The 2,175-nt window shown below is 33.1% G+C and carries 1 protein-coding gene and 1 pseudogene; one reads left to right on the top strand and one right to left on the bottom strand.

The window, feature by feature from the left end; genetic code table 11:
• Nucleotides 1-317: 317 nt before the first annotated feature.
• A complete protein-coding gene (locus V7024_RS11395; RefSeq protein WP_335519781.1) occupies nucleotides 318-773 on the top strand; it encodes a protease inhibitor I42 family protein in 456 nt (151 codons plus the stop codon).
• A gap of 23 nt (nucleotides 774-796) precedes the next feature.
• On the opposite strand, the pseudogene V7024_RS11390 reads toward V7024_RS11395, so the two are convergent.
• A pseudogene (locus V7024_RS11390) lies at nucleotides 797-1,208 on the bottom strand (helix-turn-helix domain-containing protein); the annotation flags it as partial.
• Between the last annotated feature and the right edge of the window lie 967 nt (nucleotides 1,209-2,175).

Raw genomic sequence — 2,175 nt, 5'->3', positions numbered from 1 at the left:
CCAACATTTTAACGAAAATATGCGCTAAGCAATTTTCGACATAAAAAGCGTTGATTTTACTACTCTAAGCGACTTATTCAGTCTCAAAAACGAGGGTATTTGAGATAAATGAAATTCAGCCTAAAATATGCTGAAAATAGCTTGAAATATGTCTCAAAACTCATCTCTGAATCAAAGTCTCAATTGAAACAAATAATATTGAGTTTTGAGAATCCCTTAACGTATAAAAAGGTTAAAATGTGCGCGCTACCCCGTTATATAAGTTAATTTTTTCTTTTTGTGTCCTTTTATTAAAAAAATTTATGGAGGAACTTACAATGAAAATTACAAAACCTATGATTATAGCTGGATGCCTAGTTGGTTGTTTGGCGGTCGGCAGTGTTAGCTTGACGGGAAGTGCTTTGGCCAATGATGCACCTGTAAAGCCAGCGGAAAGCAGTAAAGCAACTCATTCAAATAAGCCTACACAGGAGAGTGATCATCTGAAAGAATTGGAAGTTACAGTAGGTAAAACGTTTGATATTACGCTGGAGGAAAATGTGTCGACTGGGTACTCATGGAGCTACACAACAAATACAGATAGGATTCAACTCGTTTCAGAAAATGTCAAAGAGCCAGAAAAAAGTGATGCTGTAGGTATGCCAACTAAAAAAACTTGGACTTTTAAAGCAACTCAAGCTGGTACGTACACGTTGAAATTTGATTACTCCCAGACATGGGAAAAAGGTCAGAAACCTGCACAAACGTTAACCTATACTGTAAAAGTTAAGTAATATATCTTTTTACTCTGTAATCTTTTGGCAAAGCGAACAATACCAAGTTTCGGTAATTTTATTTTGTTGCCTACAATCGCAATATTTCCATTTGTTTGTTCAGTAGTGTAGGATTGAACTATATTTTTTTAGACTTGAAGCGTGGAATATCATTCTGTTCCGTGAAAAAACGTGAAAAAGCATCTACGGTTTTTTTTCACGTGGATTGAAGAACGATACTAGAGACTTCTTTTAACCAAAGCATATTCTGGTGCTTCCTTAATTGAGTTCGGCGGAGCAAGAAGGATTGGTTAATCCGTTTCCGGTTTCTTTATAGGTATCATTCCAACGAGCAAGAAAATGGTTGAATACAAAGTGACTGCAATCGATTGTTTTTGATAATGGTGAATATAACCTTTTTATTTTTAACGCCCCACAATCTTTCTTTTTTGAAATGCATATTGATGTACTGACATCGCTACAGTATATCAATATATGTAATTTAAGGAAACTTATTCTTAATAATTTCAAAAAAATAACAAAATCCACAGAGAACAAGAATGTTTTCTGTGGGTTTTGTTGAGTTCAAAAGAGCTTGGGGGAGCTCGGTTTGATCGATCTTATTTTTCAAACTTAGGGTAATAGAAAGATAATATACAGTTGATAAGGTAGTTTGCGTATATATTCGCAATAAGCTTATCTTACTTTAAACATCTTTCAAAAGTCTTTCATAATTATTACAAAAGTCTTTCGTAAAAGTTACAAAAGGCTTTCATTTTTCTACCGATATGACTGAAAAATAAGCAAATTCCAGTTTCTCATTTATATTAGGGATAGTGCACCTATTTCTTTTATGCCATAAACCGATGAATTTTAAAAAGGTTTCTAATGATATGCACTCAAAGGAACTCTCACTATCGTAAAGAGAGAATAAAATGAGTCATATATATGCAAGTTAAAAACCTCTTTCTTTTAGAGGAGGACGAGAGAATCTGGCCGTGCATAGAAGCGGTCAGGGCCTGTTTCTGCCACATGCGAGGTTTAAAACAAGGGGAGCGAGCCAATAAAATGAATCATGTACAGTTTGAATCTTTTTATAATAGTAGAGTTTAATGATTTACGGTAAGGGGGTTACATCATCTTAAAATTAAAGTATTTAGTGTTCTCAAAAAGAAATAACGTGTTAAATTCTTATAAATAACTGTAGAGAAGCAGAAGTATTGTTTGGCAGCAGCCTCTTTATTGGTTAATTAGGGAGACAAAATTTGTTTACGATATTAAAAAGATTTATTAAAAACCGTATTTTCAAAAGGGGGTTGATTATAAAGAATGCATATATTAGTATATTAATGTAATTACCCCAATTAATGGTATTTAAAAGAAATAATTGTAAATATTCTTCAAAAATATTCATTCCTTTAAA

The organism is Bacillus sp. JJ864 (assembly GCF_036963045.1).
Lineage (GTDB): Bacteria > Bacillota > Bacilli > Bacillales > Bacillaceae_G > Bacillus_A > Bacillus_A pseudomycoides_C.
Note: the sequence above shows the minus strand (reverse complement) of the source record. Positions and strands in the feature narration are given on the sequence as shown.